General features: G+C 59.0%; 18 protein-coding genes and 3 pseudogenes. 9 read left to right on the top strand and 12 right to left on the bottom strand.

The window, feature by feature from the left end; all coding sequences use genetic code 11:
- Positions 1-3: 3 nt before the first annotated feature.
- Positions 4-1,821: a DNA ligase D gene (gene ligD, locus ACVWW3_RS28370; protein ID WP_456647930.1), complete on the bottom strand. Its 1,818-nt coding sequence runs from the start codon at positions 1,819-1,821 to the stop codon at positions 4-6.
- A gap of 491 nt (positions 1,822-2,312) precedes the next feature.
- Between ligD and ACVWW3_RS28365 the strand changes: the two genes are divergently transcribed.
- Complete coding sequence (locus ACVWW3_RS28365; protein ID WP_456647931.1) at positions 2,313-2,777, top strand: hypothetical protein; 465 nt, start codon at positions 2,313-2,315, stop codon at positions 2,775-2,777.
- A 196-nt stretch (positions 2,778-2,973) separates the two neighbouring features.
- Positions 2,974-3,762, top strand: a complete 789-nt coding sequence (locus tag ACVWW3_RS28360) for a GGDEF domain-containing protein (protein WP_456647932.1) — start codon at positions 2,974-2,976, stop codon at positions 3,760-3,762.
- A gap of 736 nt (positions 3,763-4,498) precedes the next feature.
- Here the strand turns inward: ACVWW3_RS28360 and ACVWW3_RS28355 are convergent.
- Positions 4,499-4,614, bottom strand: a pseudogene (locus ACVWW3_RS28355) (SOS response-associated peptidase); the annotation flags it as partial.
- Positions 4,615-4,919: 305 nt separating this feature from the next.
- The gene (locus ACVWW3_RS28350) at positions 4,920-5,372 is read right to left on the bottom strand and encodes an ester cyclase (RefSeq protein ID WP_456649727.1); all 453 of its coding nucleotides are present in this window, start codon (positions 5,370-5,372) and stop codon (positions 4,920-4,922) included.
- Positions 5,373-5,904: 532 nt separating this feature from the next.
- Between ACVWW3_RS28350 and ACVWW3_RS28345 the strand changes: the two genes are divergently transcribed.
- Complete coding sequence (locus tag ACVWW3_RS28345) at positions 5,905-7,662, top strand: adenylate/guanylate cyclase domain-containing protein (RefSeq protein ID WP_456672215.1); 1,758 nt, start codon at positions 5,905-5,907, stop codon at positions 7,660-7,662.
- 232 nt (positions 7,663-7,894) lie between these two features.
- Here the strand turns inward: ACVWW3_RS28345 and ACVWW3_RS28340 are convergent, their stop codons facing one another.
- Together ACVWW3_RS28340 and ACVWW3_RS28335 are read right to left on the bottom strand one after the other, a co-directional pair.
- Complete coding sequence (locus ACVWW3_RS28340; RefSeq protein ID WP_247348727.1) at positions 7,895-8,101, bottom strand: GDCCVxC domain-containing (seleno)protein; 207 nt, start codon at positions 8,099-8,101, stop codon at positions 7,895-7,897.
- 6 nt (positions 8,102-8,107) lie between these two features.
- Positions 8,108-8,311, bottom strand: coding sequence for a hypothetical protein (locus ACVWW3_RS28335; RefSeq protein WP_456672214.1), 204 nt, complete (start codon positions 8,309-8,311; stop codon positions 8,108-8,110).
- A 513-nt stretch (positions 8,312-8,824) separates the two neighbouring features.
- Here ACVWW3_RS28335 and ACVWW3_RS28330 point away from each other — a divergent pair.
- The gene (locus tag ACVWW3_RS28330) at positions 8,825-9,040 is read left to right on the top strand and encodes a hypothetical protein (RefSeq protein ID WP_456647935.1); all 216 of its coding nucleotides are present in this window, start codon (positions 8,825-8,827) and stop codon (positions 9,038-9,040) included.
- Between the two features lie 294 nt (positions 9,041-9,334).
- Here the strand turns inward: ACVWW3_RS28330 and ACVWW3_RS28325 are convergent, their stop codons facing one another.
- Positions 9,335-10,960 (bottom strand): hypothetical protein, encoded by a 1,626-nt coding sequence (locus ACVWW3_RS28325; protein WP_456647936.1) that lies wholly within the window; start codon positions 10,958-10,960, stop codon positions 9,335-9,337.
- A gap of 545 nt (positions 10,961-11,505) precedes the next feature.
- On the opposite strand from ACVWW3_RS28325, the gene ACVWW3_RS28320 reads away from it, so the two are divergent.
- Entirely contained in the window at positions 11,506-12,426 is a 921-nt protein-coding gene (locus ACVWW3_RS28320) for a hypothetical protein (protein ID WP_456647937.1), read from the top strand.
- 378 nt (positions 12,427-12,804) lie between these two features.
- Positions 12,805-14,217, top strand: coding sequence for an O-antigen ligase family protein (locus ACVWW3_RS28315; RefSeq protein WP_456647938.1), 1,413 nt, complete (start codon positions 12,805-12,807; stop codon positions 14,215-14,217).
- A 105-nt stretch (positions 14,218-14,322) separates the two neighbouring features.
- Here the strand turns inward: ACVWW3_RS28315 and ACVWW3_RS28310 are convergent, their stop codons facing one another.
- The 6 genes and pseudogenes from ACVWW3_RS28310 to ACVWW3_RS28285 form a co-directional block, all read right to left on the bottom strand.
- The gene (locus tag ACVWW3_RS28310) at positions 14,323-14,535 is read right to left on the bottom strand and encodes a hypothetical protein (RefSeq protein WP_456647939.1); all 213 of its coding nucleotides are present in this window, start codon (positions 14,533-14,535) and stop codon (positions 14,323-14,325) included.
- Positions 14,532-14,712: pseudogene (locus tag ACVWW3_RS28305) on the bottom strand (hypothetical protein). Before ACVWW3_RS28305 ends, ACVWW3_RS28310 begins: the two are co-directional and overlap by 4 nt.
- 561 nt (positions 14,713-15,273) lie before the next feature.
- Positions 15,274-15,628: pseudogene (locus tag ACVWW3_RS28300) on the bottom strand (hypothetical protein); the annotation flags it as partial.
- A gap of 135 nt (positions 15,629-15,763) precedes the next feature.
- A complete protein-coding gene (locus ACVWW3_RS28295) occupies positions 15,764-16,030 on the bottom strand; it encodes a hypothetical protein (protein WP_456647940.1) in 267 nt (88 codons plus the stop codon).
- 8 nt (positions 16,031-16,038) lie between these two features.
- On the bottom strand, positions 16,039-16,464 hold the full coding sequence (locus tag ACVWW3_RS28290) for a hypothetical protein (protein WP_456672213.1): 426 nt from the start codon (positions 16,462-16,464) through the stop codon (positions 16,039-16,041).
- Positions 16,465-17,796: 1,332 nt separating this feature from the next.
- On the bottom strand, positions 17,797-18,588 hold the full coding sequence (locus ACVWW3_RS28285; protein WP_456647942.1) for an FkbM family methyltransferase: 792 nt from the start codon (positions 18,586-18,588) through the stop codon (positions 17,797-17,799).
- Between the two features lie 208 nt (positions 18,589-18,796).
- Here ACVWW3_RS28285 and ACVWW3_RS28280 point away from each other — a divergent pair, with 208 nt between their 5' ends.
- From ACVWW3_RS28280 to ACVWW3_RS28270, 3 genes are all read left to right on the top strand, one after another.
- On the top strand, positions 18,797-19,018 hold the full coding sequence (locus ACVWW3_RS28280; protein ID WP_456647943.1) for a hypothetical protein: 222 nt from the start codon (positions 18,797-18,799) through the stop codon (positions 19,016-19,018).
- A gap of 71 nt (positions 19,019-19,089) precedes the next feature.
- Positions 19,090-20,655, top strand: coding sequence for a recombinase family protein (locus ACVWW3_RS28275; protein WP_456647944.1), 1,566 nt, complete (start codon positions 19,090-19,092; stop codon positions 20,653-20,655).
- 340 nt (positions 20,656-20,995) lie between these two features.
- Positions 20,996-21,184: a hypothetical protein gene (locus ACVWW3_RS28270; RefSeq protein WP_456647945.1), complete on the top strand. Its 189-nt coding sequence runs from the start codon at positions 20,996-20,998 to the stop codon at positions 21,182-21,184.
- The last annotated feature ends 189 nt before the right edge of the window (positions 21,185-21,373 follow it).

The raw sequence follows: 21,373 nt of genomic DNA, 5'->3' as shown, positions 1-21,373 counted from the left end.
GGCTCACCTCCTTGGTTTGGCGCGGAACGGATCGTCGATGGTGAAGGCGTCCGGCGCGATCCCGCTCTCGATGCGCTTCCAGGTCACGGGCGCGGCGATCGGAAAGCCCTCTCGGGCTCGCGGGGAATAGGTGCCGATCGCGGTCGTGCCACGGCCGTTGCGCAGATAATCGAGGAAGATGCGATCGCGACGCGTTGCCTGGGCAGACAGGAGATAGCGGTCTGGATGGCGCGCTGCGAGGGCGGAGACCAGCTGATGCGCGACCCGATGCGCCTTGTCGTGCAGCACCGGCTGATCCAGTGGCGCCATCAGATGAATGCCTTTGCCGCCGGTGAGCTTGGGCCAGGTCTCGAAACCCTCGCGCTTCATCAGGGTGCGCAAATCGAGTGCGGTCTCCACGACGGCATTCCAGTCGACGCCCTCGCCGGGATCGAGGTCGATCACGATGCGGTCGGCATGTTCGAAGTCCTCGACGGTCGCATTCCACGGGTGCAGCTCGACAGCCCCGATCTCGACGAGGCCAAGGAAACCATCCAGGCTGTCGACCCACAGGCGCGTTCCCTGGCCGCCCTCGCGCTTCTGAATACGGAGCTGGTGCACGGCTGCCGGAATGTCCTTCGGCAGCGGCCCCTTGTGATAGAAGGTCGTGCCGTGCACGTGACGCACCAGCTTCAGCGGACGATGCCCGAGGTGCGGCAGCGCCTTGTTCCAGACCCGGGTCCAATAGTCGGCGAGCTCTTCTTTGGAGGGAGCAACGGCTTCGGGCAGAAGCTGCAGGATGTTCTCTCGGGGGACGCCCAGCTTCGGCCGGCCGGCGACGGCCGGCACCAGCCGCGGCGCCTTGACCTTGCGCACCGCGAGATCGTCTCGAAAGCCCTTGAACACAGCTTCGCGCAGCAGGCCATCATCGGTCAGCGCGCCATATTGGACCTCGATCTCAAGGGTCGGCTCGACCCAGGTCGCCTTCGGCTTTTTGACGGCCGCATCGAGGGGAGAAGTGTTGCGGATCAACGGATCCAGCCGCTCGCGTAATTCGCGCGCGGTCGTCTCGGTGTAACCGGTACGCACCTTGCCGGCGTAGAGCAGCTTGCCATTCTGGCGTCGGCCGATGTAGAGCGAGGCGACCTTGCGCGGGCGCGCCCCAAGCTTCTCCACGAAGGCGACGATCGGAAAGGTCTCGCTCTTCTTGCACTTGAGCTTGATCCAGCTCTCCTGCCGCCCGGAGCGGTACGGCTCGCCCAGCCGCTTGGCGACCAAGCCTTCCAGCCCCAGTTTGCACCCTTTCTCGAAGACCTCGTTGCCGTCGGCCGCAAGCGCCTCGACATAGATGAAGGTTTCTGGCGCGTCCTTCAGAAGCCGCTGCAGCAGGCGCTTGCGATCCTCATACGCCGCGTGACGCAAGTCATAGCCGTCGAGATACAGGAGATCGAAGGCGTGGTAGCGCACACGCTCGCTGCGCTTGGGGCCGAGCTCCCGCCTGAGCTGCTGGAAGTCCGGCAGGTCGCCACTGCCGTACACCACGGCTTCGCCGTCGATGATTGCGCTGTTTGCCTTGAGCAGATCGGCGCTCGCTGCAATCGAGGAGAATTGTTCGGTCCAGTCCAGGCCGGTGCGCGAATAGACTCTGGCGTCCCCATCTCGCAGATGCAGCTGGGCGCGGTAGCCGTCGGCCTTGATTTCATAGACCCAGTCTTCGCCGCGCGGCGGCCTCTCGCGCAACGTGGGATCACACGGCTCGATGTAACCAGGAATGGCAGCTTTGACGGCGCCGTGGACCCGCGATACTCCCGAACGAGACTGACGCAACGCCACAGCACACATGGCGATTCAACGTCGTCACGCTGATTCGTTCCGTGTCTCGTCTCTGGATCGCCCGGAACGTGGGTCGCCTCCGAGCGTTGGCGAGCGGTGGTATAGGGGGAGGAGCGAGTGCGATGATAGAAACGGAAACCCTGCTCGAGAAATGTCCCCGATGCGGCGCATGGCCCATGGCAGCGAACATCCCAAAGTCCGCTTCCGTGCAACGCGAAGTCCAGTTCAGGTGTCCGAGGTGCCAGGCGGAAGAGGTCGGCTGGCTCCGTCGTCCAACGTCCCCGCTGCGCGCTGCCTAACACCACGCGGCCGAAGAGCCCGGAGGAACTGTCGCCGTCGCGTTCTCCAAGGGCGGCAGATGGTTGTCCAAGTTCTAAGATGGCTGGATGCCGTCGAGGAAGGCGAGTAGCTCGCGTGCCTTCAAGGGCCAGCAACTAGTGTCGTGGAACGTACAGACGACCTTGCCTACTTTTTCTCTGTGAACGCCGGAGGAAAATGTGATGAAAACAACGTTGGCAGCTCTCGCGATGACACTCGCAGCCACGTTGGCGGTCTCGGCCCAGCCCGTTAGATGGACCAGATACAACATCTCCGAAAGCGGCACCTCCGTTGACTTCCCGTCCTCTATCTTTACCGAGGCCGCAGGCCGACCCGACGATTACGGTCAACGCTTTCAGACCGCCGACGGACGCGCAGACCTTACTGTCCAGGCCGCTCCGAACCTCGAGAACGATTCCCCCGCAACCTTTCTGGCAAAGAAGCATCCGCCTCCACGCATTCAGTACAAGCGAGTGACACCACGGTTCTTTGCGGTCTCCAGCTACAAGGGCGACAAGGTTTGGTACAACCGCTGCAACTTCTCCCGGCGGCTGGTCCATTGCGTCTTGATCAACTATCCCGCCGGCGAAGAGCGCGACTGGGACAACATCGTCACTCGCATCAGTCTGTCGCTCAGCGGCAAGTAGCGCGTCCATAGGCTTAAGCGAGGTAAAATCGGCCCTGAAGCACGAGAACTCTGCGCCGCTGCGCTTTTCATGGGCAACTACCGTAAATTGAGCTTAGTCTTTACATCGGCGTTAACGGCGTCTGCGGAGCGGGGCGTGCCTTAACCTGCCGTGAAGGTGAGGGGACGGATGCTGGTCGCTTTACGGCGGCAGAGCCATGGCCAACGACATCAATACGCACCAGGACGCGCTGCGCCACACGATGGGGCGCTCCGCCGTGAGCGTCGGCCTGACCGTGGTCTTGACGTTGTCCCTGTGCCTCCTGCAGTTCGGGTCCGACCCCGATGCGTTGGTGCGCGTCGGCTTCGTGACCAAATCGTCCATCCTGATCAGCATGATGATTTCCGGGCTGCTGACGGCGGCCCTGAGCTACCGGTCCGCGCTGACGATGCGCGAGCTAGCGCTGACGCGCGCCGAACTGCAGCGAATCTCCGGCACCGATCAGCTGACCGGACTGCTCAACCGACGGGGCTTCGACCAGGCTGCCGAATCGGCCTTGACCAAGGCGCGCGATGCGAACCTGCCAACCACCGTGCTGATGTGCGACATCGACCGCTTCAAGGCGATCAACGACCAGTTCGGGCATGAGTTCGGAGACACGGTGCTCATGGCGGTGGCGCAGGTGTTGTGCTCCTTCGCGGAGCGAAGGCAGATGCTGGTGGCAAGGCATGGCGGCGAGGAATTTGCCGTTGTGATGACCGGGGTGTCCAACGAGCGCGCTGCCCAGTACGCTGAAGATCTGCGGCAGGCCTGCGCCGCCGAAGCAGTCGTCGCCGAAGGTGGCTCGACCAACGTGACGATCAGCATCGGGCTCGCCCAATCCCATGGCGAAATAGATCTGGGCAAGGTCATGCGCATGGCCGATCAGGCGCTCTATGCCGCGAAACGCCGAGGTCGCAATCGCGTGGTCCGGGCGGACGTCGTGGCAGACTCAATCGCGGCGTAACCCGAGGGCGCGTCGGACCGAAAGCCCCTTGGTTCAGCCGCATCACGGCCGTGCTCTATCGAACGGCGACGCCTGGCATCGAGTGCGAGCGCAAGTGCGTAGTCCAAGCACATGCAAACGGAAACGCCGCGATTTCGATAAACCGAAATAGGTCTTGCGCCGTCGGGCAAAACAGTGGTTGATAGGGTGCTGGTAATCGACATGGGGGCCAGCATCGTGGCTGACGGACACGAAACCTCTTCGGAGCTATCCAAGATAGCTAAACTAAATGGAGACTTCAGGCGGAACTACGGAACGGTGCTCGGAGCCTTCCTCTATCTGCGCTCGATCAATGCCGCACGCGGACGTTCTTGGTTCTGGGCCGGCTTGATTTCGCTCGCGTGTTCAGCAGCGATGGCTTGGCTTGGGAGGCACGGCCTGTCGTGGCTAGTCGGCGGATAGTCGCCAAAATGAGCAGCGCTCGGCGTCAGCCGGGCTCGGGAGGGCAATCCGGGCAGGTGTCTCCGATCGACACCAGTACACTCGCGGATGGCGCCAGCTTCTTGCAGCACCGAGATCGCCCACCCACGCAGGGTCCGGATCGTTGGCCGTCTTTCCCCTGTCATCAGCATAAGAGATTGCTCCTGCCCGGACGAATCCCTCCGTCATCCGGTCGTTCCGGGCGGTTAGCACAGGTCAGGGATTCCGAATCCTCGGGGCTCGGCTTTGTCCCCGTGTTCCGCAGGTCTGTGCGGAACTACGTGGTCGCTGGGTCTTCCTTCTCTCCGGTCGCGACGATTTTGAGAGCGCCGTCCGGAAGCGGTCGCTGCAGCGCCTTGGCCTCACATCCCAGGCTGCGCGCATCCAAGCTTCCGCGCTCGCGCCAGTGAGCACTCACACCTCAGGTTCCAGCTGATTTTCGCGTTGCTGCTCCCAGCAGATCACGGACGAGCACAGTTTTGAGCGTTAGCTGGTGCGGATCGGTAGCATCCTCGCATCGTTGGCGCGTGTGGGGGCGAAGGTTGACAGCCGGTGGCCGCGAGATAGGGCGTGTCCGCTAGACTCTTCGAAACCGGACACGGCCAGCTCGCCCTAGCTAGTCGGCTACGGCCAGAAGCGGACCTAGGGCCGGCCCTCTGGAGAAGGCCAGCCCGCTGTTCGTCACATTAGAAATACGCCTATGCGGCAGCCTTGATAAGTCCAAGCTGTGTCAAGGCCGCCACACCATCGTCGAGGCCGATCTCCTCGACAATCTTGCCATCCTTGAGCTTCAGGACGGTCGTACCGATGAACTTCATGTTGCGCCCTGTGTTGGCAGGCAGTGATCCCGCCAAAAAGTCGCGGAAGGCGGGCCCGGTGTGCGTGCCACCACCTTCCCAGCGTCCAACAACGTAATCGCCTTCCGCGATCAGGTCAGCCGCACCCCAGAAGTTGAGGTCCGGAAACGCCTTTCGAAAGTCAGTCATGAAGGCTTTAATGTCGTCGCGGCCACGACGAGGTTCGTGAAGCGAATATTGCAACAGCATGTCCGGCGCTGCGAGTTCGTCCACGATATTCAGGTTGCAGGTCGCGCCCCAAAAGTCTGTAAACCAGCGACCCACGATCGCCTTGTTGTCACTTTCCTTCGACATGTAGCTAATTCCTCTGTTTGTGTTTTCAGTTCGAGTGGACGCCTTGCAGACGGGATCGGGGCCGGCTTCGACCATGCCGTCGGGACGGATGTGCAGCCCAGACTGAGGATCAATCGCCAGCCGTTCGAACAGCTCTCGCAGTTCTGGTCGGAGGCCATCTCCACAAAGAGCTGCGATAGAGTGAAACTTGTGCATGTCGTGCTCCTATGTGCGCCCGCCCACGATAGGATTTCACGCAGATCGATCCACCCGATTTCCGACCGGCCGCTGCGCCAACACAGGTCGGCTTCGGGTCACAAGGCGAAAGAAATCAAACTGAGCAATTCTCGTCCGCTATGCCTCAGTGAGTGAACCTCGCGGAGGGACCGCCACTTTCGCCGATGGGCCAGGAGCGGACGTCGCCCGCCTCTCTCGATCAGCTCGTCGCCTCTGAGCTAACCTTGTTGATGGCTGTGGCATTTGACGCCGATTCTCGCTAACATTTCAAAAGGTGCCGGTTCAGACCGGTGACGCTTCACGGCGGGAGAATCCCTTGAGCCGCGAACACCTCTTGCGACGGCTAACAGCCATATTCGCGGCCGATGTCGCCGGTTATAGTCGTTTAACGGGCATGGACGAGGAAGGCACGCACGTCCGGCTGAGGGAGCATTTGCGGGTCTTGATTGATCCAACGATTGCCGCCTATCGCGGGCACATCGTCAAGAACACCGGCGATGGCCTTTTGGCCGAGTTCAATAGCGTTGTGGACGCAATGCGCTGTGCGGTCGATGTTCAGCGTGGCATGGCGGAACGCAATTCGGACGTACCAGCGAACAATCGAATTGAGTTCCGGATCGGTATCAATGTTGGCGATGTTATCCAGGATAATGGGGACATATTCGGCGACGGTGTCAACGTAGCAGCGCGTCTCGAAGCGATTGCGGAGCCCGGTGGCATTTGTGTGTCGGATGATGCCCACCGACAACTCCGCGATAAACTTGATGTTGTGTTTGATGATGCCGGCGAGCAGAACCTCAAGAACATTGGACGTCCGGTCCGCGTTTTCAGAGTGAGAGATCTTGCGGCAGCAAACCAAAGGCCCACGTTGGCGCTCCCTGACAAACCCTCGATTGCCGTACTATCTTTCCAGAACCTGAGTGCAGATCCAGAGCAGGAGTATTTCGCAGATGGCGTCGTGGAGGATATCACGATGGCGCTCTCTGCCCTTCGTTGGCTGTTTGTGATCGCGCGCAATTCGAGTTTCACGTACAAAGGCCGGCATGTGGACGTGAAGCAGGTCGGAAGGGAGCTAGGAGTGCGCTACGTGCTGGAAGGCAGCGTGCGCAAAGCTGGAAACCGCATTCGTATCGCCGGTCAGCTGATCGATGCCGAAAATGGAGCACATCTCTGGACGGACCGTTTCGAGGGTGCGCTCGAAGATATGTTCGATCTACAGGACCATGTAACCGCCAGCGTCATTAGCGCTATCGCCCCGAAGCTGCAGGTTGAGGAGATCAGACGTGCCAACCGCAAACCAACCGAAAATCTGACTGCGTACGACTATTACCTGCGCGGACTGGTGAAACTTCGCCGCACGACAATGGAAGCGAACCGCGAGGCGCTTGCGCTGTTTTGCAGGGCGATCGAGCTCGACCGTGGCTTGGCGTGCGCCTATGGCATGGCCGCGTGGTGCTACGTGCAGCGCAAGGCGCGTGGCTGGATGATCGAGCCTGAGCAAGAGAGTGCCGAAGCTACGCGGCTGGCCCGGAAAGCCGTGCATCTCGGTGGAGATGACCCTGTCGCGCTGTCTAGGGGTGGGTATGCACTCGCCTTTGTAGCCCAGGAGTTCGACGACGCCGCGGCCCTCATGGATCGGGGACTGGCGGTCAGTCCCAACTTAGCCGAAGCTTGGACGCTTAGTGCCTGGCTGAGAGTTTGGAGAGGTGAGTCGGACCTGGCACTTGAGCATGTTGCGCGTGCCATGCGCCTGAGTCCGCTCGATCCGTCCATGTATGGCATGCAGGGAGCCATGGCATATGCTCATTTTCTCGCGAGCCGATGTGACGTGGCATCGTTATGCGCCGAACAGGCAATGCGCGACAATCCCAAATTTCTGCTGACGATCTGCATTTCCGCTGCCAGCAAGGCGCTTGCCGGACAGCTTGAGCCAGCACAGAAAGCCATAGCACGGGCGCTCGAACTTAACCCTGACTTGCGAGCCTCCACTCTCAGAGATCTAGCGCCATTCCGCCGAGCAGAGGACTTCGCCATGTTCGCCAAGGGTCTTCGCAAAGCAGGCCTTCCGGAATGACGTTGCTGCCTCGACTGCGAACGAAACGGCCCCGATAGGCGCACGTCCGAAACGGGTCACAAGCCGCCGAACTGGCGCCCGGCTGCAAACTTCCGGTCTGCCCTCTTGAGCGGACATGCACCGACGCCGCGTCAATGGAAGCGATGGGCCACAAACAGGAATGCCAACGAGTAGCTTCTTGCTCAAGCCTCATCGCGCAAGGAACGGGTGAAGTTCACTCCCTTCAGGGCAGCTAGCTACAGCAGCCCTTGCCGTTCTCTTGAACCGGCGGACAGGGAACGGTGCCGAAGGAACAGAACACGCAGCAGTCGCCAGCGAGCGGCTTCAGGCGCTCGCCGCAGCCTTTGCAGTCATAGAAGAACTGGCAAGCGTCGGTCGGCATGACCTCGGCAGCAGCGTGACCGCACTTGGGACACGTGATCGTGGAGTTCAGGATCATTTACCTTCAGGCGCGTGGCAGGCACCGAGCAAGGAATTGCCGGCGAGCCTCGTTCTGATTGGTCGCCAGTTTTATCTTCTCTCTCAAAAGAAGGATCTCCGCATAATTCTTCTCGATCTCTGGATCGCTGCAAATGGCTTCAAGCTGTTGGTCGTACAGTTTGAACAACGCAGCAATGTGCGTACTTTGGATGGGGCGCATCACAGTCAATCACCCTGCTAAGGAAAATGAATTGAGCCTTCAAACGCTAGTTCAACCCAAGATGCAGAGTCTCTCAGTCCGCAAATCGCTAGGGTCTATTCCAAACTCACATCATGGCACCAACTTGGGTGTAGCGTTGCGTCAAAATAAACGGCACCGTTGCTGCTTTATTTTGCAGAGTCACCCCCTCAGGGACTCCGATTCACTCCCTTCAAGGGAGCGCAAAGCAACAAAGATCCCAGGGTTTTAGTTGGTGATTGCTAGCTGTCGGCTCTACTCGCCAGCCTATCGGGCCATCCCTGGCCAATGGCGCTGTTCGACCAACCCTGTCGTTTGTGACAGGTGCATCGCGTTCTCGCCGCGGTGAATAACGCGAAGTCTCGGCGCCTGTTGTGACGTAACTGGAGCCGGGGCGCTGACGGCGCGCAAGATACTGCCATGCAAGGGCAGGGCACACCCAATTAGCGCCCTGATGGCGGTAACGCTGCACGGCGGCGATGATCGACCAAGAGGGAATTCAATATGTTTGAGCAGAACGAGCAATCTAATATCACCGACAGCATGATTGTTGCCGGTAGCGATGCAATCGAGGAATGTTGGGTTGATCTCACATCACCAGTTGGACGGGGGCTGGCTTTGGTGCCAAAACTGGTGGAGAGGATTTATAGCGTGATGGAGACTGCTCGACAGTCACCCCCAAAGCTTTGGGGTGGCAGCATCGTAGAAGGTAACGGATAGTGGGAAGCGGTCGCCTCGCTTCGATTTTCGCTCTCGAACAAGGAACTCTGCGTTCTCTATGGCCTCCTTATTCTCCTTCTTAGTTGGGTCACCATCCTGAACGGGCAGCCGGGCGGCTCCAATTTCACCGGTAACGTCGTCAAGCAGATCACCTGTGTCAGCGGAGCGTGCAGCTAGGTGCATCGAGGCAACATCCTAGCTCAACAGGTTTTCATCCCATGATAATGCTTGCAATCGCACTCGGACTACTCGGCGTCAACGCGGGTTCAGCAGCCGGGCGGCCCTGTTGTTCTCTTACCGCGCTGGTAAGATTGCCTCATGGTGCATCATCGGCGATGCCACGGTGCCCAGCTTTTCCAAGGCTCGCCGTTCTGCCAGATTAACCAGCGATTGATTGGCGAAGAGCACAAAGAACAATAGAAAGTTCGTGGGGTAGTCCAGCAAGCCATTGTCGCCCACAAAGGTCACGGCAAAAGCGACGAGGCACAGGTGGTAGCTTAGCAGTTGGATTTGATCTGCGTTGGGTCTGGAATCGCGCCGCGCTAGGGTGAAAAAGCTTCGAACGGCGGGGATCGCTAGAATACCAACGAATAGGAGTAGACCGACCAGCCCATATCTGAAGTAGATATATGCGAACTGACTTTGGCTTGCTGGCGCCAGCTGTTCAGGACGGCCAAAAAGCCGCTGCGCCATGATCGCAGTTTGACTGTGCGCCCCCTCGCTGGGTGAGGAGTTGTCGAGCCGCGTTGATTGGTTCTCCTCTTGGCGTGGAGCCGTAGCGACAAGCTCCAGACGCGGCTGCGATGTGGTCAGCTGCGGATCGGCCGCCCCTGATGGCGCGGTAGTGGACAACGCTGTGGAATTTTCTCCACTTACCCCGGCGGCTGACCGCGCATTCTGGAAACCAAAGCTCTTGAGTAAATCCTCTCCCTCTTTCAGCCGGTTCACGAAGGAGTCGGACGTGAAACGGAACGGTTTCCCGTCAAGCGTTTTGCCGTGAAGCGTAAGCGCCGCCAAGTTTCTTAAATCCCATACGAGTTCTGCTTCCCTGGGCTTGCTTGTAGATGTCTCGTTCGGCCACGGGCTTTTTAAATTGGTGACAGCCAGGCCTATGGCCAGCATTGACGCCAGCCCAACTGTTGGCAGCCGAAGACATCGCCAGCGCATTTTCCACGCGACAATAATTGTCGCATAACCGAGAATGCCGAAATACACCAGAAGCTGAGATAACGCCGCGGTATAGAAAATGCTTAGTGCGAGCACGAGCAGACCGGCTGCGGCTAAAAGAACCCCCCTGGCGCTTGAGGTCATCAAAGCCGCGCACAGGACCGCAGCGCCTAGGTTCAGAAACAGACCAAATCTATTTGGGTTCGAAAAGAGTCCGACAAACGGATTGAACCCGACGTACGGGTCATTCTTCCAAAAAGAGTATTCCGGAAATGCGATAAAGAGCCCAGCCGAGAAGATGGCTTGAGCGAAAGCGACCGCGATAAGTACTGCAAGAACTAGCTTGGTGAGCCGGCGCTTTGTATCCGTCCCGAGCGTACCTAGCAGGGGCACCATCGCAGCGTAGAGAACGACGTTTTTCAGCGCCAGCAACAGGGGGGTGTAGGGTCCGTCGGAGAACCACTCAACTAGTTTGACGGCAGTCATCCAGGAGCAGAAGCTCAACAGGACAAAATTGTAAGGTTGCAGCAGGTTTTCAACCAACTTCGCCCGAGCCACCACGTAAAGCAGGAAGCACAGGACAATTGTCCATGCACCGTCCTTCAAGAACTTGACGTACGTTGGCGCTGTTGTGTCGCCGTTGCGGTATTCGAAAAGGTAAAAAATACCTTGGAAACAAAACGCAAAAACCGCGAACGCAACAAATATGCCCAACAGGACGCGCTCGGCGCGACCGTTTTCCAAACTATGCATTTTTCTCCCCAGCCGCCGGCATTAAAGCGCAACCAATGGTGGAGAGCAATAGAAAAATGCACGTGAATCTACTGTTCGGACGATCAGCATGCCTTCGGTCACTGCACATGACGCGCCGAGGCGCCCCGCAAGGGGATAGACAAAATTCACCAAATCATGATGGGATGCTCGCGGAGCTTCAGAACTCTCGAAGCGGTCCCTTGCCGGGGATTGCGCTTCATCCGCGATAGGCGGGCCAAGAGCCTTGCCGGGCTTCCTTGTCCGCCGAAATTGTAACGCGCCCATTTGCCGTGGGCCGCGACCGGCTCACTATGCCGGGAGTGCCACGGCTATGCAATAGCCCCTCGGGGTAAAGGCCGATGGCGCACGTTCTCGCGGACGTGTTCTGAAACTCCCGGTGCCAGTGCCGTCCCGCTGGCGCCCGGCCTTCAGAAGCCGGTCCAACCGCGAGCACCACCACCATGATCATTGATAGACCCATGTTTCCGCCGCGAGCGGAGTCCGTGGATTCGTTTTCGCTCCAACCCGCCACGGGACAGCCTGAAATGGGAAAAAGCACCAGCGCGTCCCGCAAGCCCGCTGACGGCCTATCCCGCCGAACGGCGCTGGCCGGCCTTGCCGCTCTGCCGCTCGCCTTGCCGGCCGCCGCAGCGATGCCCTATCCCGTCTTCGCGGCCACTTCGACCACCGCACCGGCAATGCCGCTTGACGGATCAGATCAGGACCTCGTCGACGCGGCCGAAGGCCTGATGGCGGCAGAGCGATCGATTGATAGCCTCTATGAGGAGCACCGCCGAAGTGGCGGCGAAGGCGAAGTAGACGAGAGGGAGGATTGCCGAGCTCTCTTCGAGCAGCAGAACGAGCACATCGAGACCCTCGTTACCGTATCAGCGACGTCCGAGCGAGGCGTTGGGGCGAAGGCGTCTATCGTGAGATGGGCGCCCCTCATCGGCCGGTACGATGCGCACCAGAAGATTGCTGTGTCGCTCGCCGACGATATTGCGAGGCTCGGATCCGACGCAGTGGCGGGGCGCTTACGTCCGACCATCGACGCAGGCGTCGCCGATCTTTCGCGTGAGTACGAACTGCTGCTGCATGCCTACGTCGACCAGAGCGTGAAATGGTGTGCGGCCGACTCGTCATCTATTGCCTACGAAGAAGCAGACGACGAAATGTCCAAAATATCGGAGCAGATGGAGCCGCTCGAAGAACTGATCAAAGCGATCGAAATCGATAAGCTGGATCAGGATGGGACCGCGAAACTCCGAGCGGTTGCGCTTAAAGATTTGAGGTACAAGCTCCCAAGCATGCACGACGATTGGGAGATTTCCGACGGAAACGGCGACGACCTCGAGATGTTTTGGCAGATTCTCGAATTTGTTGGCCTTGCCGACTTCGCCAGAACCATTGAGCGGCGAGCAAAGGCGGCTATCGAGCGTCGGGAAGCGGTGGTGGCCCTGACGTGAAGCGCCGGCGCCGAATGCACCGAAAGCGCGACCGGCAGCGGCTGATGACGCACCGCCGTCGGTTGAAGCGATAAGAGAGAGGCCCGCCGGTCTACGCTGGCGGGCCTTTGCCTAAGCCGCGACGAACGCACCGCCGCATCCCCGCGGCCCCTACCAAATGCTAGGCGAGCACGACAGTCCACTACTTGCCAAGGTAGCAGAAAAGTACTTAGTGCACATTTAAGTGTGCTGTGGCCGGGGGGCCTTTCATTGTCGTCTTCAGTGCTACGAACGGCGGTCAAATGGCCGCGGTCGCGTTTTTGGCTTGTCTGCATTGATTGGTACCCGGCGCTCGCGGCCGCGGCGTTGCCATGGTCGACAACGGCTGTTGAGATCTTTTTGGCTATCTGGCTGGTTGTTCTGATCCCCACGATCGAGCCGGGAGAACTTAAAAAATCTTTCCTACGACCCGAAAGTTTCTTGCCGGCGGCCCTCTTCGCTCTCGCAGTGCTCGGACTGTTGTGGACCGACGTCGACCGAACCGGGATGCTGCAGGGACTTGGACCCGTCGCAAAGTTCGCAGTGCTCCCTTTGCTGATCTACCATTTTCAACGCTCGCAGCGCGCAGAGTGGACTTTCATTGCATTTCTTGTCTCGTGTTCGGCGCTCATGGTTTTATCTTGGTTTGTCTACTTTGCACCCAGCTTGAAGATTGGGGCGGCTGAGGCGCCAGGCGTCCCGGTCAGAAATTACATCGACCAAACCCAAGAATTTGCGTTTTGCATTTTCGCGCTCTTACCACTTCTCGCGAACTCACTGAGGAAACGCCGAGCAGTGGCTGCACTCGGATGCACCGTTTTGCTGGTGGGATTCGCCGCGAATTTGGCAACCGTTGTTGTAGGGCGCACGGCGCTCCTTTACTTTCCAGCCTTGGTGCTCCTCTTCGCCTGGAAATACCTCAATCGGAAGACTGCCAGTTTATTTCTATGTGGCGTAATCTGCTTGGTGATACTTAGTTTCGCGACCTCGACAAGCTTGCATCAGCGCTTTGAACTGTCGATCAGAGACTATGAAGTCAAGCGCCACACTGATCGGGCGACTTCACTGGGACTGCGCTTTTTTTATTGGCGCACATCCTTCCAAGCTATAATACAAGCGCCAATTTTTGGCCACGGTACTGGATCGACGAAGACGATCTTTGCGGATGCAGCGAAGGGCAAAGAGGGTGAGTGGGCCAACACGGTTCGCAATCCCCACAATCAGACCCTCTATGTGGCTGTCCAATGGGGACTTGTCGGCACGATCTTGCTTTTCGCAATGTGGCGCGCTCATTTGTTGCTCTTCTTCGGTCAGTCCTTCACTCACTGGATTGGCCTGACTGTTGTAACTCAAAATATCTTAAGCAGTCTGGTCAACTCCCACCTTTTCGATTTTCACGAGGGGTGGATGTACGTCCTCGGCGTGGGCATCGCTGGAGGGGCAATCAAGAACGGTTTTTCAACTTACCATGCACCGACGGCCTATCCGCGGCGATTTAGCTTGCCAGATCTAAGAGCTGGTAATGTTGGTTCTTCTTTTGCGGAATGGCTAGAGGGAGCCAATCGGCCCATCCAGACCGTGCTTGCGATCTCTGCCGTATTCGTGATCTCGGCCTCGAATATCTATTGGCGCTGGGCCAATGATTGGATTGCTGTCGCGCTGGCGCTTGGCGCGGGCGGGTGCGTGATGGCAGCGGTCGGGAAGCTGTTCAAGAGGCGCGCGTACCGAACGATGACGAAGCAATACGGTCAGGATTGGCATCCTGAGACGTGATCTTCACCGGTTCGCGCTGTCGGGCCTCATTGATCCCTCTTCAGCTCGCGCCGGCCCAATGCGGTTCTTTGCCCTTCGGGTTGAATTCGGGAACGTGGTGTCGGTTCAGCGCCCCATGACGCCGATCCGGGCGAACATGGTCGGGCCGCCACCCTCCGCTACTAGGATCAGAGCCTCCATCGCGGCTTGCCACTCCGGCGCAGCGCGCTCTTTCTTCGCTAGCGCCGCGACGTAGTTGCCTGCGTCAAGCAGCGTCGCCAGCTTGCGGCCGTTGACCTCGATCGGATCTTCGAAAGGCCGCCCCCAGCCCCTGGTCATCCCTTGCTCAAACCCTCCGCAACCGCACGCTCGACCTCGGCGGCGAGCACGCTCAGGTGCTCCGCCAGCCGGGCGAATAGTTCGCGCTTCTTTGGATCGGTCGCCAGATCCCGGATCAGCGCGCAGATCGGCCGCATCCGTGCGGAGCTTTTCCAACTGAGCCTGCATGTCTTTCATTGCAGCCACTCCGTTCCCCGAGGGAACAATATAGCCACCGTCCGAAAGCGAACAGAACAGATTGCCGATTTTTCCTAGGCTCAGGATGCTTGGATCTCCCAAGGTCTAAGCACCTCCAGCGGCCCCGGCTCCACACCTCAAAAGCCCCCCTAGCCGGGGCCGTCTCTGCCCCGCTAGCGATACTTCCGCAGGTAGAGCAGACGAAGCGCCCCTCGACGTTGGACGGAAATTTACGTTCCGAGCCGGAACTGAACTTACCTTTTTCGGTTTTTGGAGTCGTCGTTAATGGCACAAGGAATGGCTCCATGTCTCAGCGACGCCGCAGAGTGAAGCACAACCAGTCGCTTGAAGAACGATTGGGCGAGCACGCCACTCAGCTTAAAGAACAAGCTGCCCAGCTCCCCCCTGGTGCTGAGCGCGAGCGGCTTCTCAGGAAGGCGCGCTTAGCTGAGACGGGCGCGCATCTGAGCGATTGGCTGAACTCGCCTGGTCTGCAACCCCCGGAGTAAGCCGCCCGTAAATGGACAAGGCCGCCTCAGTTGGCGGCTCCTCAATTATCATGGCGCCGCGCAAGGGGAGGGCGAGCTGGGTCGAAGTGCCGGCTGGCGTTGGTGGCAATAAAGGCCTGCAGAGCAGGCGAGACCTCGGCGTCGGTATCTGCCGCCAGCTGGGCTACAGCGTCAGCAAACTCAGAGGTTGCGTCCCGTGACCAGCCTTGGCTCGGATTGAAGCAAACGATCCTAACCCGATAGGTATATTGGCCGGACAGAAGATGCTGCAGGACGGTCGCCATGTCGGTGTCGGCTTCATCCGTCTCGCGCCAGGCGCATCCGGCGCCGGCTCCGAAGTCCTCGAGCACGAGGCAAATGTCGCGGTCCAAGCGATCGGCCGGCACGATCGAGGGCGAGGTACGCATACGCATACTCCGAAACTACCGACGGCGGAGACAACGGCCCCGGCTTCAGGGTGGGCTTTTGGGGTAGGGCCGAGGCCGCTCCGCCGGCCCGGGGGAGCCGGCCTAGAATCAATTCCCCTGAAGAAGGCGAAGTTCCTAGTTCAGGAGATTTTTGCCTGGCGTCAGCAGACGCACATAGGTCCCGCTTTCGTGCAGCTCTAGCCAGCCCTTCTCGATCGCGTATCGGATGCCGGCGCCGAACTCGCTGCCCTTGCCGCTGAGCGTAAATAGAAACGGCGCGTTGATCTTTTCGATGTGGATACGCCCGTCCTGAACCGGCTCGATGCTCGCCGCGAGCTGGACCAACTGGCGGGCCGCGGCTTCGGGCTCCGCATAAGGACGTTCGGTCGCAAATTTCGCCATGCAACGCTCTACCGCTCTTCGCTTGGGTGAACCCATTTATAGGGCGTGATCTGCCTTGTCTCGGTTAGTTTGATCATGCGGGCAGGGGGCGCGTAGCGGGGTGTGCGGCAGGAGCGGCACTTCAGCGAAGCTTCGAGTTTCCAAACCGGCGTATCTTTGGGCCGGCGGATGGCGTCAAGTGGGAGACTGGCGCGCGTCTTACAGCGGGCACACTCGACCTCCAGCCAAGCAAGCCCGCCGTTGAGGCATTGAGCGATTGTGGGGGAGGGTTGGGCTGGGCCGCCGTAACCTTCCATCCGGACGGACCAAGCTTCAGCCTCGGCCCGGTCTGCTTCGCGCGCAGCCTCCTGAGCCCGTTGTCGGGCACCCTCGGCCCGGATCTTCGCGCCCATGATCCGACCGCCCCAGATGACCTCTCTCGACTTGGTGCCCATCCCAGAGGATTCCTCCGGTAGCGGTCGCAGGCAAGCCGCTATGTTTGGTGGCGGCTGACCGTCGCATAGCCAAGTGTCGGTCAAGCCCCGTGTTGCCACTGAGACCCCGCCGGATCGGCGGCGGAAGTTCACGGTAATGCTGGTAGAAATACGGGTTTGCCGGCGCAGGCTTCAATTGGTCGGCCTCGCTCGCCAGCCCGTTTTCCTTATGCGGGATAGTGACAGTGATGTCGACGTCTCTGACCGCGGACTGGCGCCATGCCGCAACCCCGAAGCACAAGGTCAGGGTCAACGCCGTCCCGAGCAGCAGCACGGACAAAAACTGGCTCACGCGCATCCCCGCAACCACAACACTGCCGCCAGCGAGCACAGCCGGTTGATTCGGAAAATGCAGGCAGACTGTCCCAGAGCCGGTTTTCCCCAAGGTTGTGGAACGGTGGATTAGCACCGCAACCTTAGAGCCGCCACGACTGAGGAGCAGACCTCCCTGGCGCAAAATGCTCGTGTCTCAGCATTTGCTGTCGATGAACCACGAGGGCTATTTGAAACGCCTTTCGGAAGGCTAGCGCTTCGCCCGCCCTTTATTAGTCCGCTACCTCGAAGCCCGAGACGAGCGATCCCCCATCGCCGTATCTCGGCGTCCGATGGCCATTCGTGCCCGTGCTCGGATTGTAGTTTCCGCTGGTGCCGAAGTTGTCCCCGCTGCGTCCCGTTCGGATTGGTGGCGACGTACGGGGTCACATAGGTGCCGGTGCTACGGATGTAGCCCGACGAAGTGTGCGTGCTCGGGTTAGAGCCAGTGCCAGTCTGGTATTGCGCATGAGCAGCGGTTGCTGCGACTGCGAACGCAAACGTAAAAGCAATGGTCTTCATTTCCAGTCGCCCAAATTATGAAACTGCATGCAACCACCGGGTGGGAGCGGCGTCGAGTCCTACCATGGACGAGCGGGATTATCGTACCGGCCCGATCGGTTCTGGTTGATCTCATCTCGAGCATGCGATTGGATGAAGCGATATTCTAAGGGGGAAGAAATCGATGCGCGTCGTTGCAATCTTGGCACTCGCCTTGTCGTTGGGGGGATGCCTCGGTAGCGAACAAGAAGCCGCTGAACGGAGTGCCAAAGACGATCAGAAGTGCCTTAGCTACGGGGCGCGGCCGGGCACCGATGCTTACGTGAATTGCCGCGCCCAATTGGACAGCGCTCGCACTACGGCGAGAGCAATTGATGGCGCGACACCCGCTCAAACGACCGTGGTAGTGCGATCTGATGTGCCGACGCCTTTGCCGTCGACCGTTCCCGGACAGCGTTGTACGTCGCGCGGCCCATTTTGCTAGCGCTCGCATCGCGCCGAACTCGCGCGCCGAACACGCGACTGCGGCGGAGTGAATGCCTTGAACTGCTGAAATAATGAGAGCGGGATCGTGGATCCGATTGCAGTCTCGGGAAAGAAGAGGAAATCTCGGTGCCCGCCCGTTCCAAATTTTGAATGCGGAATCTGCCAGCCAGTTTGGTACGGGAGATATTGATTGTCCAGATACATGATACCGAGATAACCGAGTTCTTCAAAAAACGAGAACAGGTCGCCGGCGTTCGCGGAAAGGCTCTCGAATTGCACAACGGGACGGTTTGCTTCGATCATGCGCCGAGCGCCGGCAAAGGCGCTTAGTTCGTGTCCCTCGACGTCGCATTTGATGAACTTGACATTTTGGAGTTCGAAGTCATCGAGGGGCAGAAGAGGGACCGAGATCGTTTCATCGCCGGGATTCATCCGTTCCAGGCACAACGAAGCGCTTCCGTCGCCAATGCGTTGCCGCGTCAGCTGAGCGGTGCCGCGATAGTCCGAGAGGGCGGTCTCAAATATTTCGACGTTGTTGAACGCAAAACGGGCCCTACGGGTCTGGATATACCGGATCATCTCCGGCTGAGGTTCGAAGGCATGAACCCTGCCGGCAGGGCCGACCGCGCGTGCCAACCAAAAGCAATAGATGCCCCTGTTGGCACCGATATCGACAACTGTCGCTCCCTGCAGATTGAGGCGCATCAGCGTCTTCAAAGGAAGCTGCTCGGTGTGAAAGCGGTAACGCAGACACCGAACGAAAAAATGCGCGTCTTCGAAATTCATTCAGTGTAATCCCCCGAAGCGAATGTACGCCTATGGGTTGTTCCGCTCAATGCCCATGTATGTTGCGTTGCATCATCAAAGGCTTGCCTGGGCGCATTTCTCAACGTCATCCAGAAAGTTGATGATTCGATAATCCCGAAATTGTCACTTGCTCCGTCGGGCAAAACAGTGGTTCATAGGGGGCTGGCTACCTAGAAGGACCAGCGCAATGGCTGATGAAGTTGAGACGACTTCCGACCTGTCCAAAATCGCTAAGCTCAATGGTGATTTCAGGAGGAACTACGGCACACTACTCGGGGCAATTCTGTACCTGCGCTCGATCAATGCGGCGCGTCGGTCGTCTTACTGGGGTGGATTGATTCTGGCTTTTGCGACAGCCACTCTGACTTGGGTGGCGAAGTATGGTTGGCAATGGGTTGGCGCGTCGTGAAGACGTGATGTTCATGGCCCCGCCCGGATGTATTAGATTGCCAAGGCGTGATGCGTTGGAGGCTAGGTCCGATGGTCAATGCGCTCGTCCCGCTCAAGAGCAGCTTACCGAAAGCACGGTGGTCGCGCCGCGCCGCGCAGTACGTCAGAATGTCGACGGACTACCAGCAGTATTCCATCGCGAACCAGATGGCGGTGATCGCCGCTTATGCGCTGAGGCTCGAGTGGGAGATCGTTCGAACCTATCGGGATGAGGGCAAAAGCGGGCTTCACATCAAGAACAGGACGGGTCTGCTCGATCTAATCGATGACGTTCAGTGCGGTCGCGCAGATTTTAGTAGCATACTCGTCTACGACGTCAGCCGTTGGGGGCGATTTCAGGACGTTGACGAAAGCGCGTACTACGAATTCATCTGCAAACGGGCCGGCATTAAGGTCGTCTATTGCGCCGAATTGTTCGGTAACGATGGCGGTCTCATGTCAAGTATTGGAAAGAACCTCAAGCGGGCCATGGCTGCTGAATGGAGCAGGGAACGATCAGAAAAGGTATATGCCGGAGCTTGTCATCTATCTCGAATGGGATTCAGGCAGGGCGGTCGACCGTGTCTCGGGTTGCGCAGAGAGTTGATCGACGTGAATGGGTGCTCGCGAGGCGTGCTGCAAAATGGTGAGCGGAAGTACCTGCAGACAGATCGAGTCATTCTGCGACCAGGGCCCGCGGAAGAGGTCGAACAGGTGCGCTCGATCTTCCGACAGTTCGTTATTGAGCGGAGGAGTGAGACGAAGATTGCGCGGAGCCTGAATTCCGTCGGAATCCCGTGCCTGACAGGTCGGCCTTGGACGGCTTGGATCATTCACAATCTGCTGGTGAACGAGAACTACATCGGCAACATCGTCTACGATCGCCATCCGTACCGTCTTCGGCAGCGGCGCTCGTGGACTCCGGCCGATCGATGGATCAGAAAGATCGGCGCATTCGAGCCGGTGATTGCTGCGGAGTTGTTTGCGAAGGCTCAGTCCATCATTGCAGTTCGCAAGAGTCAGAAAGGTCTTTCCAACGAAGAAATGCTGAAGCGCCTTAGAATTCTCCTGCAAAAAAAGGGGCGGCTAACTCGCGCCGTTATTGATGCGGCTCCCGGCGTGCCGCGTCCGTCTGTTTACCAATTGCGCTTTGGGACAGTGAGAAACGCCTATCGGCTGATCGGTTACGTTCCGGAGCGGGACTACGGTTATATCGATTCACGCGGGGCCCGACTTGCCGTGATCGATGACCACGCATCGAGACTTGGAACGGCCCTTGCGAAGTCCAGGGAAGATGTCAGGTTTGATCGAGTCCACCAAATGCTCGAGGTAGGAGATTTGGTAATATCGCTCCGCGTGGCCCGGTGGTGTCACGACGGCAAAGAAGGTCATTCGCCTTTCTGGACGATCGAGTGCGGCCGAAATATCCCTCCAGGTCTGCTCCTCGCGATTCGGCTTGACGCGTCTAACGAGAGCGCTTGCGATTACTTTTTGATGGCCTCTTCGAAGTTCATGCGAAGGCTGAGGTTTACGGAAGAGGTCTATGAGCGGTACGGCCTGCGCCGGGTTGGAACGTTCGAGAGCGTCGTTCGAGCAGTCAAACGACGGCTACGGTGACCTCCAGAGCGATGAGCTGCTGCACGTTTGTGGGTGCGGGCAACGTTCGGCTCTTGACGGGAGGGCACAGGCGGGAGTCTGACTGCTCCATGGGGCCACATCAGCACGACATCGAGCTCGCGCGCTTGGAGCGCATCTGCCTGGATCTCGCGGCCGGCGCGGACATGCCGGAGGAGCGGGCGGGGCTTGAGTTCATGGCCAACTGCTACCGAGCCGAGGCCAGTTGCCTCCAAAGCTGCTTCCCACCTGCTTCCCGGTCCAAATTCTTGGGAAGCAATAGCGCCATAAAGCACTGTATTTCCTATATAAAATCTTTGCTTGACCGGTCTCCGGTTATCACATGGCAGTCGTTGCCGGTGTCGTGTTCTTTGCGGTGCGCGCGCTGCTGGCTCTGATCCCGGGACTGGCGGCCGGCTTCGCCATCAAGAAATGGTCGGCGGCCGCAGCGGCAGCAGCGCCGGCGCCTCGCCGTCGACCTGAAGGTCAGGACCGGTTCGACTGTCGGTCGTCGATCGATCAGGTCGAGTAGCACGTCGCGGGCTGTAGAGGCGGACGCTGCAGACGCCTGCGGCGCCGTCGGCGAGATGTCCCACGCCGAATCAGAAAACAAGTGGCTCCCGCTGAACGGCTCAACAAACCAGACACATCCCGGGTCGCCTCTGAATTAGACTCAGATTTTCTGCTCAAAGCTTCCACAACTCCCACAATTTGACAGATA

The organism is Bradyrhizobium sp. LM2.9 (assembly GCF_054056555.1).
This window is presented reverse-complemented; position numbering and strand designations above follow the sequence as displayed.